This is a genomic window from Pacificibacter marinus (genome assembly GCF_018860665.1).
In the GTDB taxonomy this organism is placed as follows: domain Bacteria; phylum Pseudomonadota; class Alphaproteobacteria; order Rhodobacterales; family Rhodobacteraceae; genus Celeribacter; species Celeribacter marinus_A.
The window spans coordinates 15,154-29,239 of record NZ_JAHKPK010000053.1 but is presented as its reverse complement, the minus strand read 5'-3'; the positions used below and the strand labels follow the sequence as shown (position 1 = coordinate 29,239).

Below are 14,086 nucleotides of genomic sequence, written 5' to 3'. Positions count from 1 at the left end.
ACGAGCTTAAATCCAAAGCACGCGCAACTTCCAAGAAAGGTCCAGTCATATCATGCCGTTACGATTTACTTTGAGACAACTTGAATATTTCATTGCGGTTGGCGAAGCTGGAAGCATCGCTCTGGCGTCTGAAATGGTGAATGTCACAGCGCCGTCAATGTCATCAGCCATTGCGCAGCTTGAGGCAGGGTTTGGCGTTCAACTGTTTACCCGTCGCCATGCACAAGGATCAGTCCTGACACCTGCAGGCGTGCGCTTCACAGAACAGGCCCGCGCAGTTTTGGCCAATGCTGCACAGCTCAACGATATGGCGAATATCTATACAGGCAGCGTTCGCGGCCCGCTCAGGGTTGGTTGCCTAAAGACATTCGTTCAAGTCATGGTGCCACAGTTGCGTCGCGGTTTTGAGGATAAGCATGCCAACGTCGATTTCAATCAAATCGAGTTGGATCAAGCACAGATATTCGATGCCTTAGGCTCTGCCAGAATAGACATCGCATTGACCTACGATCTTTCATTGCACAGTGATATCGACTTTCAACCACTGCAACCCTTGCCACCTTATGTTATGGTTGCAGTCGATCATCCATTGGCCAGTGCCAGTTCGTTAACCGCGGCTGACTTGATTGATCACGAAATGGTACTGCTCGACATGCCGCATAGCTCTGATTACTTTTTGTCCTTTTTCCGCAGTTTAAGCCGCCGTCCCAGCATTGCAGAACGGACGTCCGAGATCACAATTCAGCGGTGTTTGGTCGCGAATGGCTTTGGCTTTGGCATTTCAAATATGCGCACGGTTTCAAAGACGTCTATGGATGGGATGCCCCTTAAATTTATCCCGCTGGAAACCGATGTGCCGCCACTACAACTGGGGATTGCGTTGTCCAAAGCGAGCCATGTTTCGCGTACGATTCAAGCCTTTATTGATCACTGCCACGAAGCCGCCGACGCCAATAAACTCCCCGGCCTCGTGATATAATAGGAAATCTGAATGAGCTCCGAGATTTTAGATATTCTGACAAAGCTGGTCTCATTTCAGACCGTGTCACGCCACTCCAACCTGGCTTTATTGGACTACGTGGAAGGCCTGCTTGGCCCGCTTGGCGTACGGCTTGAGCGGTTCACCAGCAGCGATGGCACGCGCGCAAATCTTTGGGCAAGCCTCGGACCACAAGGATCTGGCGGCGTGGTCATGTCAGGGCATTGCGATGTGGTGCCCGTGACAGGCCAAAATTGGAGCAGCGGTCCATACACATTGCGTCGTGAGAATGGAAATCTATATGGGCGCGGCACGGCAGACATGAAAGGTTTTTTGGCCGTGGCCATCTACACCATGATTCAAGCAGCCCAGTCCCCATTAAAGCTGCCTTTACACCTCGCCATTTCTTATGACGAAGAGATCGGCTGCCTCGGCGTGCGCGGGATGCTGGACTCTCTTGCCAAACGGCCAGAACGCCCCGCGCTTTGTATTATCGGAGAACCAACAGGCATGCGCATCGCAACAGGCCATAAAGGCAAGCGCGCGTTACATGCCTGTTGCCATGGGCAAGAGGCGCATTCTGCACTGGCCCCTGATGCCTTGAATGCCTTACACCTTGGCGCGGCCTTGATTGCGCGCATTCAAGATCAACAAGCTGAGCTTGAACAAAATGGTGCCCGCGATATGGCCTATGATATTCCTTATTCCACACTGCATGTTGGCACGATGCAGGGGGGCACAGCGCTAAATATTGTGCCTAACTTGTGTGATATCGAATTTGAAATACGTAACATTGCGGCGGATGATCCTGATGCACTTATTGCCAACATCTCAAAGGACGCGACTGCAATTGTCGCACCACATAAAAGTCGTTTTCCTGATGCGTGCATTGAAATCAAAGAAGTGTCTGGCTACCCAGGCTTAGACACACCGGTTGATACCCCAAGCGTTACTTTTCTTAACACCCTGATGGACCCAGAGAGCGCCCTCATTAAAGTCGCATTCGGCACGGAGGGCGGCCTGTTCCAAGAACGCCTTTCAATACCCGCAGTGATTTGCGGACCGGGGCACATGGCACAAGGGCATAAGCCAGATGAATTCGTCAGCGAAGCACAGCTTGCCAAGTGTGATCAATTCCTTTCAGCGCTCACCACGGCTCTGCAAGACGGTACGGAACCGACCCTTCAAGCCGTGACCACTCTCATAAGAACTGGACCAATCGCGATTTGATGCCGCCCCTTTGATAGCATTTACTGCATGTATGGATACCCCCATTGGTGCAAGAAATTTCTGAACGGTTTGAGTGTGTGATCGGGTGCTGTAAGTTGCTGCTGCTCTTGAGACATCCAATTTGCTGATTATAGCTTTTCTCCGAGGGCCTCAAAAGTTGTCTTTCCATTGTGCGCGCCGTGCGGTCTGTGGAAGTTGTAAAAGCGTTCCCATTCATCGAGTTTGGCCTCTAAATCAACATCATCTTTGTAGCTGAGCAGCTGATAAAATTCTTGCCCGTCAGATCTGTGCGAACGTTCAACTTTGCCTGGAATTCATGGCCGTTATCGGTTCTGATCTCACGGATGCGGGACCTTTTCGATGATGTGATCCGCGAAGTCGATGGCATTGGCTTGGGTTTGTTTTTCGTAGATTTTCAGGGCCCGCACCCGCGTTGCATCACCGATAGCGGTATATTGAAAACGACGCAGATTTTCCCCTTTTCTCCTTTTAAGATCAGGACCTTAACATCCATTTGACTGTTGTGGACAGGACCTGTTTTTGATAGCGTTTGGTGTGGACCTTGCGCAGGCTGGTCCCGCGCGGAAGGCGGTTCATCCCATGACGCCGCAGGAGGCGTGAAACGGTAGCGTCAGGCATTTTGATGTCGTGATAGCGCGCCAGATACCAAACGATCCGCATTGGACCGAGATGGTATTTGCGGCGAAAAAGCCGCGCCAGTTTTGCTAACATATACAAAAATCTCAAACTTACCGACATCAAGGCCGACAAAATCCGTATTCTGTGCCATATTCTAAATCTCTTTCTTATGCTCCGGGGTCATACGCCCCAATCAACTGTTCGAGTTTGAAGAAAGAGAAGGGTCGCCAGTCTAGATTACGTGGTCGCACCACAAGGGGCTAACGGCGTACACCTTCCCGATCCGGTATCTTGCAAAACGCCGGATCGGGATAACGATAGCAAACTTCCGATACATAAGGGGTTATTCAGAGCAACTTTTTTACAAGACTAAAAGAACAGTCAACCCAGACCTGAATGAGTTGGATTATAACAGCAATATAGGTAGAGCTTTTCAACAAAGGGTAGAGGGTCGCCCAATTTGGCGGATCAAGCATCTGCCTGAATATAAGGTGCTAAAGCCGCATAAACTGATCGTTTAATAATCAAATAGTACCCGCCATCATTGTTAAACGATCATCATCACGGTGAAACAGCAACCGTTGGCATTCGGTTTTCATCTCGAAATAAATCGTTGACACGTCTTTATATAAGAAACCACGTCTTCAATGGTCACCTGCCAGACCTGAATGCTCGACGTTGTTCGGGGCAATGACGCGGGCGCTGCGTTGACATGGAGGTCGCCCACATGAGAACGTAAATCGACAGTTTTCAGGAGAGTCTCTATGCGCCGTATTTTCGCCGCCCTCATTGTTCTGCTCACTTTCGCATCCGCCGGATTTGCGCAGTCGCCACTGCCTGAGCAACAATTACTCAATACCCGCAATGTGGATTTCTACGGGGCTGACTTAAAATCGATTTTCGACACCACTTTGGATACCTGCCAACGGGCTTGTCTGAATGATGCGCAGTGTAATGCCTTCACGTTCAATAGACGCAGCGCTTCCTGTTTTCTAAAATCGGCAGTCGGGGAACAAACCGTCTATGACGGAGCGATTTCGGGCGAATTGCGCCGCGTGCCGCAGGCCCGCCACGAACTTGCGAAACTGCGTGCGGGGGAATTGGACTGGTTGCGTGCGGGAGATTTTGATGCGGCCCGCCGTCAAACACAAATGCTTGGCGCTCAGACCTACGCAGGAAGCTGGAAGCTCAACGACGCGCGCGAAGCCTATGCGAGCAAACTGTTCTATGACGACAAAATTTCGGCGTTCAACTGGCTCGGTGTGGCACTCGCGCTATCCGATGAGCCCGACATGTGGATCGACTATGCGAGATTGTCCCAACAGGCCTATCACCTCATGGTCCAGAACAAACACCCTGCGGACAGTCGCCGCACGGCGCGCAATGCGATCCTGCCAAGTGCCATCAACGCCTATCTTCGCCAAACCACAGATCAGGGCCGTGCCGCCGCACTTGTGTTTCTCAGTCAAGCTCTGGAAATGAATGATCGGGGCCGCGAGCAGATTTCCACTCTGCGCTTGGCACAACGCCTTGCCCCAAATAGCAGCACCGCCGAGCAACTTGCCCGTGCCGAACGTCTCTACGGGTTCCGTATCATCGACAGTGACGTTGACAGCGACATTGCCCTGTCACGGGTTTGTGTCGAATTTAGCGAGTCTCTGGCCTCTGCGGGCGTCGATTATAGCAACTATGTCAGCCTACCCGACACAGCGACCAATGCGGGGTTTGCCGTTACCGCCGAGGGACGTTCGCTTTGCATCGAGGGAGTGGCGCATGGCGCGCGCTATGCCTTTACCTTCCGCAAGGGTCTGCCTGAGGAAAATGGCGAGAAACTCGCTCGTGATGTCCCACTTGAAGTCTATGTCCGTGACCGATCACCCTCTGTCCAGTTTCCGGGTCGTGCCTATGTTCTGCCTCGGATGCCAGAGGCGGGCCTGCCCGTGGAAACCGTCAATCTCGACCATCTCGATCTGAGCCTATACCAGATCAGTGATCGCACTCTGATTTCCGCAATCCGCGAGGAACATTTCGGGCGAGCGCTCTCCGGTTACAGGGAAAAAGACTTCCGCAACAATTTCGCCAACGTGATCTGGCAGGGCGAAGCAGATGTCCAAAACACGCTGAACAAAACGATGGTTACGCGCCTGCCGTTTGACGGACCAATGAAAGATCTCGCCCCTGGCATCTATGCGCTTGCGGCCACTGTGCCTGATGATGATCGCGATTATTCTCAAAGCGCGCTGCAATGGTTCGTCGTCTCCGACCTTGGCCTAACCAGTTTCTTAGGCACAGACGGCCTACACGTCTATGTGCGCGGCCTGAATGACGCGAAACCAAAAGCCGGCGTGACGGTCGAACTCTTGTCGCGGGCAAACCGTGTTCTGGCCACGACCGAAACAGATGTCGAAGGGCATGCCCTCTTCGAGGCGGGGCTCACACACGGCACGGATAGCGCCGCGCCCGCAATGCTTCTGGCGCAGACGGGAACCAAGGACGCGCCCGAGGATATGGTGTTTCTCTCGCTGACCGATCCAGCTTTTGACCTGTCGGACCGTGGGGTCGAAGGGATGCCCCCTGCCCCGCCGATTGATGCCTTCCTTGCGACCGACCGCGACGCCTACCGTCCGGGCGAGACCATCCACGCAACAGTTCTTTTGCGCGATACAAACGCGGCGGCGCTCTCTGGCCTGCCGCTAACCGCGATCCTGACACGTCCTGATGGCGTCGAATATTCACGCGTTCTCTCATCGGGGGACGTTGCGGGCGGGCATGTCTTTGACCTGCCGCTTGGCACCAGTGTCGCCCGTGGCACGTGGCGTTTAGAATTACGTTCTGATCTGGAAGCGCCCGCGCTCACATCCGCGTCACTCTTGGTCGAGGGTTTCTTGCCCGAACGCATTGATTTCTCGCTCTCGCTCCCAGATGGCCCCATCCGCGCGGGCGACACTCCGCCGTTGACCGTCGATGCGCACTATCTCTTCGGCGCACCTGCGAGTGAACTTGGGGTCGAGGGCACCGTGCGCCTGTCGCAGGCAAAAGGACTTGAGGCATGGCCCAAATATCATTTCGGCCGCTATGATGAACCGCTTAGCTCGGTGATGCACGGCTTTGGCAACGGGGTGACGACCGATGCACAGGGACAGGCGACGGTCCCGCTGGAATTGCCTGACCTCACAGCTAACGGCCATCTGGTCGAGGCCACAATTGTCGCACGTGTTGCCGAAGGCTCGGGCCGTCCTGTTGAGCGAAAAATGACCCGTATGCTCGCCCTTGACACACCCGTCATCGGCTTGCGTCCCGAATTTGACGGGCTTGTCGGAGAAGGCGAAACCGCGCGGTTCAAAGTGGTCGGTCTTGCACAGGACGCAGCACCCGCGCCGATGGATATACACTGGACGTTGAACCGTCTGGAACGCCACTACCAGTGGTATCAGGCCGATGGTCGTTGGGATTGGGATGTCACCACAACACGCACACCGATTGCCACTGGTGATCTCACCACAGATACGGACCCTATCGCACTGGAAGCGCAGGTCGACTGGGGCGAATACGAGATGGTCGTCGAACGCACCGATGGCGAATATGTTGCCACATCCTACGCGTTTTCGGCGGGGTGGTATGTCCCTGCCGGAGCCGACAGCCCAGACACATTGGACATGTCCCTCGACGCCAAAACCTACGACGTGGGCGATACGGCCAAACTGCGACTGGTCTCACGTTATGACGGCACAGCGTTCATCGCGGTGATGTCCAACCACCTGATTGCGACCCAATCGGTGGCCGTGGAAAAGGGCGAGAACCTTATTCCCGTTGACGTGACCGAAGACTGGGGAACGGGCGCCTATGTCACCGTACAGGCCATCCGCCCAATGGATGGAGGGGCAAAGGTCGGTCCCGCCCGCGCACTCGGCTTGGTCTACGCCAAGATTGAGCCCGGCAAGCGCGCGCTTACCGTATCTCTGGACACTGATGAGGTCATCGACCCACGCGGCCCACTGCCCGTGACGGTGAATGTGGAGGGTGCAACGGGCCCCGCCTATGTAACCGTGGCCGCCGTGGATCTCGGAGTGCTGAACCTGACAGGGTTTGACTCCCCCTCCCCTTCACAACACTACTTCGGCCAGCGCCGCCTCGGCGTGGAAATCCGCGATGTGTACGGGCGGTTGATCGACGGCATGAATGGCGCAATGGGACAAATCCGTTCGGGCGGCGACGCCACAGGCGGATTGCAGCGCCAAGCCCCACCCCCAACAGAAGAACTGGTTGCCTATTTCAGCGGCCCCGTGGAAATAGGCGCGGATGGCACGGCGCAAGTCTCCTTTAACATTCCGTCCTTCAACGGCACGGTGCGGTTGATGGCCGTGGCGTGGAGCGACGAAGCCGTCGGCGAGGCCGAACGCGATGTGATCGTGCGTGATCCTGTCGTGGTGACGGCAAGCCTGCCACGTTTCCTTGCGCCCGACGACACCACGCAAATGCTACTGGAGTTTGTTCATACCGAAGGGCCTGCGGGAGACATGCCTCTGACAATTGAGGCTGCTGGCCTTGATCTGGGCACAGATATCCCCGCGACAATCTCACTCACCGAGAAAGGCAAAACCGCGCTACGGGTACCTGTGTCGGCGCGCATCTCTGGTGATTACGAGATGACGGTCACACTCACCACGCCCGCGGGCAAGGCGCTGACCAAAACATTGCATGTACCCGTGCGGGTCAATGATCCGCAGGTCTCGCAAACCCGCCGCTTTGAATTGGCCGCAGGGGATACCTTCTCGCTCACCCGCGACGTGTTCACGGGCCTGCGCGAAGGCACGGGATCGGCACTGATCAGCGCGGGATCATTGGCGCAACTCAATGTTCCGGCATTGATGCGCGACCTTGACCGCTACCCCTACGGCTGCACCGAGCAGCTCACCAGTCGCGCTATACCGCTATTGTATTTTGACGAAGTGGCAGATGCGATCGGGATGACCCAAACGCAGGATGTTGACGACCGTCTCGAACAGGCCGTGAAACGTATCCTGACACGACAAAACAGCAGCGGGGCCTTTGGCCTGTGGCAACCTGAAGGTGGTGATTTCTGGCTTGATTCCTATGTGAGTGACTTCCTGTCACGCGCAAAACTGCAAGGCGTCGATGTGCCTGACAATGCTTTCCGCACGGCAATGGACAATCTGCGCAATGAGATTTCCTATGCCTCGGATTTCGAGGTGGATCGAAATGGTGGCGGCGTAGCCTTGGCCTATGGCTTGATGGTTCTGGCGCGTGAAGGCGCGGCACGGATCGGTGATCTGCGCTATTATGCCGATGAAAAGGCAGAGGATTTCGCAACGCCACTGGCACAAGCCCAACTCGGCGCGGCACTGGCTTTCTACGGAGATCAGCTAAGAGCGGATCGTCTCTTCACCCTCGCCAACCGCAACATTATGCGCCTCGCCAAAGACAGCGAACGCGGGGTTTGGCGCGACGATTACGGCAGCACCCTACGCGATGCCGCCGCAATCCTGAGCCTTGCGACCGAAGCAGGAAGCAACGCGGTGGACCGTGAGGCCCTGACGCGGATGATTTCGCGCCATGATGGACCCCGCTCGACACAGGAAATGGCATGGGGACTTCTCGCCGCGCATAGCCTGATCGACGATCCGCGCACGGACGGGCTGACCGTCAATGGCGCATCAATGTCGGGTGGATTTGTGCAACGTGTCGTGGACGGGGCTGACTTGTCACCGCTTGAGGTTCGCAATACGAGCGCGGAGGACGCCGACATCACCCTGACCACCTTCGGCGTTCCAATCGGTTCGGTGGAGGCGGATGGCTACGGCTACACTATGACGCGACGCTATTTCACGCCCGAGGGCACTGCCATCGAGGGGCCTGTGGAACAGGGCACGCGGCTTGTTGTCGTGCTCGATGTGACCCCATCGGATGACCTCAGCGGGCGGTTGATGATCGACGATCCGCTGCCTGCGGGGTTGGAAATCGACAATCCGCATCTGATCTCTTCGGGTGACATGACCATGATGCCGTGGCTCAAAACCTCCTATGCGGAACATGCCGAGTTCCGCAGCGACCGCTTCCTTGCACAGGTTAGCCGACAGGACGGGCAACCAATCAGATTGGCCTATGTGGTGCGCGCGATTACGCCAGGCGACTACCATCATCCCGCGGCCTCGGTCACGGATATGTATCGCCCTCAGTATAACGCGAATACCGCTTCGGGTCGCTTTATCGTCACGCCATGAGGCAGTCCCGCGCGGCGCGTATTGGCACTTTAACCGTCGCGGTTTTACTGGTGGCGGGCTTCGTGGGATTGGTCGGTTTCGCGCGGACGTGGGTGGCGGACACTCAACTGCCCTCCCTCACCCCCGCGACCTCCGCCGAGGTGCTGGATGCCGATGGCCGCTTGCTGCGGGCCTTCACCGTAGAGGACGGGCGTTGGCGTTTGGCGGCAGATCCCGAACGGGTCGACCCTCACCTGATCGAGATGCTCATCGCCTATGAAGACAAGCGGTTCTATTCCCACTACGGCGTTGATCCATTGGCTATGCTGCGAGCCACCGCCCAGGCGGTGCGACACGGTGAAATTATCTCGGGCGGCTCGACCCTGACCATGCAGGTCGCTCGACTTCTGGAAGACAGCGGGACGGGATCATGGCGCGGAAAGCTGCGGCAAATCCGTGTGGCCTTGGCGCTTGAGGCGCAGTTGAGCAAGGCCGATATTCTCTCACTCTATCTGACGCTTGCCCCCTACGGCGGCAATATCGAGGGGGTGCGGGCCGCCGCTCGCATATGGTTTGACAAGGAGCCAGAACGACTAACCCCTGCGCAGGCCGCGCTTCTGATCGTGCTACCACAATCGCCCGAAAGCCGCCGCCCCGACCGTCACCCTGAGGCCGCAAAAGCCGCACGCGCCGCCGCCCTTGCGCGGTTTGTCCGTTCAGGGATTATCACGCAAGACGATGCCGATGCGGCACTACGTGAACCCCTACCCCGCAACCGCCACGCCTTCCCTGCACTGGCTCCTCATCTGACGGCACGTCTCCACCATGACGCCCCCGATACGCCAGTCCTGCGCACAACGATCAACGCTCCCCTGCAAGCCGCATTGGAACCTCTGGCACAGCAGGCGCTCGCAGGCCGCGATCCGCAAAGCTCCGTGGCGATTATGGTGGCCGACCATCAGACAGGCATAGTGCTGGCCACGGTCGGTTCCGGTGGATGGGATCGGCCCGGCGGGTTTGTCGATATGACACGCGCGCTGCGCTCGCCTGGTTCGACGCTCAAACCGCTGATCTATGCCTTGGCTTTCGATGACGGGTTGGCCCATCCCGAAACCCTGATCGACGACCGCCCGACCGCCTTTGGCAACTATGCCCCACAGAATTTCGATGGCCAGTATCGCGGTGAGTTGCGTGTTTCCGAAGCCCTGCAACTCTCGCTCAACATTCCTGCCGTAGCACTTACAGAAGCCCTTGGTCCCGCCCGCCTGATCGCAGCCCTCCGCCAAAGCGGGGCACAAACCGCACTGCCCAATAACGAAGCCCCCGGACTGGCCGTGGCGCTTGGCGGTTTGGGGATGACCCTCGAAGGACTGACACAGGTTTACACGACCTTAGCACGGGGCGGCATACCGATACCGCTTCACTATCTGGCCGAGAACACCCCTCGCGAGGGCCGCGAAGTGGTGCGTGCTGCAAGCGCTTGGCAAGTCGGGCATATCCTCGCGGGATTGATGCCACCTGCGGGACAACCCTTGGGCAAAATCGCCTACAAAACGGGGACGTCCTATGGCCACCGCGATACATGGGCCTTAGGGTTTGACGGGCGCTATACAGTCGGCGTCTGGCTTGGGCGCCCTGATGGCACCCCCATTCCTGGCGCCTTTGGTGCTGATGTCGCCGCCCCGTTGTTGTTCGACGTGTTCCAACGGATCGCCCCGCAAAGCACGCCGCTGCCCCCGCCCCCATCCGATGTTCTCTTGGTTGAAAACGCCGCGCTGCCCGCGCCGCTAAAACGGTTCCGCCCGCGTGGCGCAACCTTTGCACCTCACGCAGACGCGCCAAAGCTGACCTTCCCGCCAGATGGAGCCACGCTTCTCCTCGACAGCGCACCGCTCACTTTGCGACTACGTGACGGCGCGCCGCCTTTTACTGTGTTATTGGACGGGCACCCCGTGATCATCGGCGCTCGCAGGCGCGAAGTCACATTACCGCCGCTTGCGACTGGTTTTGCGACCATCTCGGTGGTCGACGCTACGGGCCGATCAGACCGCGTGGAAATTGGCGTCACACCCACGCCGTGATCCCGCAAAAAGATAGGCTACAGTAACGCCGTAAGTGTTCCGAAAGGCACTTACTACGACCTCTCTTATGCGCTCAAGGCGCGATCTCGTTTGCTTCCTGCCATGTATTACGGTTTCCCATGGACTTAAGCTCACCTTATGGCTGTCGCTCGGATTTACCGCGCCACGTAGTTTCTGAGAAAGAACAGCCCAAAGAGCAACAGCCCGCCCCAATTCATCAAACTGATATTTATAGGGCGGTTGCAAATTAGGCCACGGTTGCGCCTGTATTGTGTTGGTGCGGGCGGTGGAAAAGTCGTCCACTTTTGCTCTCACTGATTTGTCAGAGCCCATTGCGGGAATACAATCTCGTTTTCGAACTGGGCGCAGACGCGGTCGTGATCAATCCCGATGGCCCGACGACATGGCCAGTTCTTTCCCGAGTGCAAAATGATGCGCAGCATATCCTCGTCGTCGACCTTGGGCTAAAGGGCATGACTCGGCAGATGCATTTGCCCCCGTCTTTGAAAGTCGAAATATTCTCGAACGGCGAATTGGTGCAGACGGATGATTGCTGTAGATATGCCGTTGACCGCGAGACATTTCCGTTAACCTCCCAGACTTGGGAAGAAGGAGATGTTCATGATCTTGGCGCTCAAGGCACTCACGACGTTCTGTTGCTGACAGTCGACAGCGACATGGGAAACGTCCGTGCCTACTGGGCTTCGTGAGGGGTAAAGCGTTCCAGAGCGCAGTGAGCCAGGTCGTGGGTCAAGGAGTATGCCGTCGTCTCGCGCCCGAGCGCGGCGGCTTGACCGCAGTAGTGAGCGCTGAAATCCCGGTTCCCAATGCGCTCGGCCGCGGCGCGTAGCGGACCTGTTGCAGAGAACCCCTTGGGAAAAGCGGGTGCGTTCTGAGAGATCGGGCCGAGTTCGCGTGCCATCCGATTGGCGAGCACGCGAGTCGGTCGCCCGGAAATCACATTGCAGACTGCGGTTTCGCCATTGGCGGCATCGGCTAACGCCTGCCGGTAGAGCGGGCTGATGGTCGCCTCTTCGGTGAACAGGTACGCCGTTCCGATCTGGACCGCACTCGCCCCCAGCGCGAAGGCGGCGACGATGCCGCGCGCATCTGCGACCCCTCCCGCAGCGATGATCGGCAGATCGACAGCATCGGCCATCTGCGGCACCAGCGCCAGTGTTCCGGTCTGACTGCCGAGGTTGTCGGTCAGGAACATGCCGCGGTGGCCTCCGGCCTCAAAGCCTTGGGCGATGATCGCGTCGCACCCATGCGCAGCCAGCCATCGCGCCTCGTCCAGCGTTGTGGCCGAAGAGATAATCTTGCAGCCTGCGGCTTTGACCCGAGCAACAAGCGCGGGTTCGGGCAGGCCGAAGTGAAAGCTGACCACGGCTGGCGCGAAGGCCTCGATGACCGCGCAGCGCGCCGCGTCAAACGGTCGGAGGGGGCCGACGGACAGAGCATCCGGGGCGTCGAGCCCGAGCGCTGCGTAATAGGCCGACAGCTTTCCAAGCCAGGCAGCGTCGCGCGCGGGATATTCCTTCGGCGCGGCGTGGGCGAAGAAGTTCACGTTCAGTGATTTGGCGGTTTTCTCTCGCGCGGTCGCCAGAACGCCGTGTAGGCGGTCTGTATCCAGCGCCGCGCAGGCCAGGGATCCGAGCCCGCCTGCCGCGCTGACGGCAAGTGCCATGTCAAGACCACTGGCACCGGCCATTGGCGCCTGGATGATAGGGTGGTCGATGGAGAACAGGTCGCGAAGACGGGTGTCGGGCCACATGGGCAGCTCCTTTTCTGTCAGGTGCCGGATCGGCGGTTACAGGGAGATCAGCGGTGTCACTTGTAGGGTGCACCCGTCTTTTCACAGAGTGTTTTCAGCCTTTGTAGACTGTCCTGCGACCAGGTTGTCTTCTGGTCGTAAAACACTTCGACTGCGGGCGTTTCATCCGGGATGATGTACCACGGAAGCTTGGTAGCGGTGTGAATGTGAACATCGGGCGGCATAAGAGACGGATCATCTAGCGTGCCCACCCGCAAGAAAAGGTGGTGTTCGCCCTGGTTGTTGATCAAGTAGTTGCTCCACAGCGCGACCTTGCATGACGCGCAGCGCGCGATGCGCTGTCCACGACCGCTGGGTGTGTCGACCAGTAATTTCTCGATCTCGCCAGACAGAAGAATGACGCGATCGGTTTCGATGAGCGCGTTGATGGCGTGGGCGCTGCCGGTTTGCCTCTGACAATTGTGGCAGTGGCAGGCGTGCACAATCATTGGTTTGGACGTCACGCGGTAGCGCACCGCGCCACAGGCGCATCCGCCTTCGCAAAAGGTGGGGTCATTATTGGTCATTGGTGTTTCTTTCCATGCTGGGCGCGCCGTCCGCCCGGCACACGGCCGGGTTCATGGACAGACAGTCGGGTTGAAACCTGTTGCGGGTCGCGCAGCGCGAGATACCAGATGTCCCATGCCAGCGCCTGATCTACGATGCCTCGCACCGTGCTGTCAGCGGCATCGGTCGTGACGTCGATGGCAATGCGGGTATCCAGCGGCGCGGCATGACCTGAGCCGAGGCCGAACAGCGCGGCATCGTCAAAATCCATTTCGACAGAGACATCGACAGCCTCGAAACGGACAGACTCCCGAGCGGCGAGCATCTTGACGGCCATCGCGACGCAGGCGGCAATGGCGGCGCGGCCGTGGAACCCCGGTGAAAGGCCGGCGCATTCGCCGCCCATCGCGCGGCCCATATCGAGCATCATTTCGAAACGGCCCTGCGTGACATGGCAGGCCAGGCCTTCGCTGATGTGACCGTTGGTTTTTACCGTGCTGCGTGCCTTGCTCGGGTCCGATTTCATGCGCGCGATCACCGCATTCTGTGCGTCACGGATATGCGCGTCGCGATCCGTGTTCTGAGGGGAAGTGGTAAAATGTTGGGTCATGTTGTT

At 57.8% G+C, this 14,086-nt stretch carries 9 protein-coding genes and 1 pseudogene; 5 read left to right on the top strand and 5 right to left on the bottom strand.

Annotated features, from left to right (window positions below; translation table 11 throughout):
• Window positions 1–70 precede the first annotated feature (70 nt).
• A complete protein-coding gene (locus KO497_RS13765) occupies window positions 71–979 on the top strand; it encodes a LysR family transcriptional regulator (RefSeq protein WP_252729678.1) in 909 nt (302 codons plus the stop codon).
• Window positions 980–991: 12 nt separating this feature from the next.
• Window positions 992–2,209 (top strand): acetylornithine deacetylase, encoded by a 1,218-nt coding sequence (gene argE / locus KO497_RS13760; protein WP_215944533.1) that lies wholly within the window; start codon window positions 992–994, stop codon window positions 2,207–2,209.
• 128 nt (window positions 2,210–2,337) lie between these two features.
• Here argE and KO497_RS13755 read toward each other — a convergent pair.
• Both KO497_RS13755 and KO497_RS13750 read right to left on the bottom strand, forming a co-directional pair.
• Window positions 2,338–2,914: pseudogene (locus KO497_RS13755) on the bottom strand (integrase core domain-containing protein); the annotation flags it as partial.
• Window positions 2,841–2,999: a hypothetical protein gene (locus KO497_RS13750; RefSeq protein WP_215944555.1), complete on the bottom strand. Its 159-nt coding sequence runs from the start codon at window positions 2,997–2,999 to the stop codon at window positions 2,841–2,843. The gene KO497_RS13750 and the pseudogene KO497_RS13755, both read right to left, overlap by 74 nt.
• A gap of 613 nt (window positions 3,000–3,612) precedes the next feature.
• Here KO497_RS13750 and KO497_RS13745 point away from each other — a divergent pair.
• The 3 genes from KO497_RS13745 to KO497_RS13735 all read left to right on the top strand — a co-directional run bounded on the left by KO497_RS13745 (window position 3,613) and on the right by KO497_RS13735 (window position 11,860).
• Window positions 3,613–9,090, top strand: coding sequence for an alpha-2-macroglobulin family protein (locus KO497_RS13745; protein WP_215944532.1), 5,478 nt, complete (start codon window positions 3,613–3,615; stop codon window positions 9,088–9,090).
• Window positions 9,087–11,150 (top strand): penicillin-binding protein 1C, encoded by a 2,064-nt coding sequence (gene pbpC, locus KO497_RS13740; protein ID WP_215944531.1) that lies wholly within the window; start codon window positions 9,087–9,089, stop codon window positions 11,148–11,150. Before KO497_RS13745 ends, pbpC begins: the two co-directional genes overlap by 4 nt.
• Before the next feature lie 377 nt (window positions 11,151–11,527).
• On the top strand, window positions 11,528–11,860 hold the full coding sequence (locus tag KO497_RS13735; RefSeq protein WP_215944530.1) for a hypothetical protein: 333 nt from the start codon (window positions 11,528–11,530) through the stop codon (window positions 11,858–11,860).
• Here KO497_RS13735 and KO497_RS13730 read toward each other — a convergent pair.
• Genes KO497_RS13730 through KO497_RS13720 form a run of 3 tightly spaced genes read right to left on the bottom strand, consistent with a single transcriptional unit; the run spans window position 11,845 to window position 14,080 of the window.
• Complete coding sequence (locus KO497_RS13730; RefSeq protein WP_215944529.1) at window positions 11,845–12,924, bottom strand: NAD(P)H-dependent flavin oxidoreductase; 1,080 nt, start codon at window positions 12,922–12,924, stop codon at window positions 11,845–11,847. The two genes, KO497_RS13735 and KO497_RS13730, sit on opposite strands and share 16 nt — an antisense overlap.
• A 56-nt stretch (window positions 12,925–12,980) precedes the next feature.
• Complete coding sequence (locus KO497_RS13725) at window positions 12,981–13,490, bottom strand: GFA family protein (protein WP_215944528.1); 510 nt, start codon at window positions 13,488–13,490, stop codon at window positions 12,981–12,983.
• Complete coding sequence (locus KO497_RS13720; RefSeq protein WP_215944527.1) at window positions 13,487–14,080, bottom strand: OsmC family protein; 594 nt, start codon at window positions 14,078–14,080, stop codon at window positions 13,487–13,489. The genes KO497_RS13725 and KO497_RS13720 overlap by 4 nt, the downstream gene beginning before the upstream one ends.
• Window positions 14,081–14,086 lie beyond the last annotated feature (6 nt).